This is a genomic window from Neisseria sp. P0021.S007, from assembly GCF_051956855.1.
This window is the reverse complement of sequence record NZ_JBQCXA010000599.1, coordinates 1-661: the sequence shown is the minus strand read 5'-3', so window position 1 is coordinate 661 and position 661 is coordinate 1. Positions and strand designations below refer to the sequence as shown.

The following is a 661-nucleotide window of genomic DNA, read 5'->3' as shown; positions in this document are numbered from 1 at the left end:
AAAACATTCTGGCAGTCCGACTTCTTCTTGATTAAAATAATTACTATTAGCCCAAACCCAATAAAGGAACACATCATGAAATGGACAGATACCCAACGCATCGCCGAAGAACTCTACGACTTACACGGTGACAGCATCGACCCGAAAACCGTACGCTTTACCCAACTGCGTGATCTGATTATGGCTTTGCCTGGATTTGACGATGATCCGGCGCGTTGCGGCGAGCGCATTCTCGAAGCCGTGCAACAAGCATGGATAGATGAAGCAGAATAAGCTTTCTTCCCTTCCCTATCAAACAAGACCTCAGGCTATTTTTCAGACGGCCTGAGGTCTTTATTAAATCTATTCATACAATTTTGGAAAATTTCGAAATTGACTCATACTGACCTCAAATTTATTATGCAGTCTGACAACAAATAAAAGATATGCAGAAGGTGCATAACCATGAATCACGCTCGAGAAATCGCCGCTTTAAACAACAGCCTTTCTGATTTGAAAGGCGACATCAATGTTTCGTTCGAATTTTTCCCGCCGAAAAACGAACAAATGGAAACCATGCTATGGGATTCCATCCATCGCCTGCAAACCTTGCATCCGAAATTCGTTTCCGTAACTTACGGTGCAAACTCCGGCGAACGCGACCGCACACACAGTATCGTTA

The 661-nt window shown here is 43.7% G+C and carries 2 protein-coding genes; both read left to right on the top strand.

All coding sequences use genetic code 11. The features are described from left to right. Positions 1-75: 75 nt before the first annotated feature. Positions 76-273 carry a Fe-S cluster assembly protein IscX gene (iscX, locus tag ACTHUR_RS14870; protein WP_070461311.1) on the top strand — a complete coding sequence of 66 codons (198 nt, stop codon included), beginning with the start codon at positions 76-78 and terminating at the stop codon, positions 271-273. Positions 274-444: 171 nt separating this feature from the next. After that, positions 445-661 (top strand): methylenetetrahydrofolate reductase (locus tag ACTHUR_RS14865; RefSeq protein WP_440399362.1); only part of this gene is annotated, 217 nt, incomplete at its 3' end.

Excerpts from the sequence above, each read along its gene's own strand:
- iscX (WP_070461311.1), top strand. The coding sequence starts at position 76 with ATGAAATGGACAGATACCCAACGCATCGCCGAAGAACTCTACGACTTA.